Annotated in this window: 1 protein-coding gene; it reads right to left on the reverse strand. The window is 67.3% G+C overall.

The genetic code is table 11. The annotated features are described in order from the left end of the window. A partial coding sequence (locus OZ411_RS43315) for a LysR family transcriptional regulator (protein ID WP_282532853.1) occupies positions 1-223 on the reverse strand: 223 nt, incomplete at both ends.

Here is a 223-nt window from a genome sequence, read left to right on the forward strand (position 1 = left end):
ACGCGCAAGCGGCCGCGAAGGTCACCGGCGGGTAGGATCGTTTCCTTGGCAACATCGATCTCGGCGCAGACTCTGGCGGCGTGATCTCGGAACGTGGCACCCGCTTCTGTGAGGGCGGCGCCGCGAGTGGTTCGTGCAAGCAGCTGGACGCCGAGGTCTGCTTCAAGCCGAGCGAGCTGCCGACTGACGATCGACTTGGAGACGCCGAGCCGGCGCGCAGCAG

It is taken from the genome of Bradyrhizobium sp. Arg237L (genome assembly GCF_029990105.1).
Taxonomy (GTDB): Bacteria; Pseudomonadota; Alphaproteobacteria; order Rhizobiales; family Xanthobacteraceae; genus Bradyrhizobium.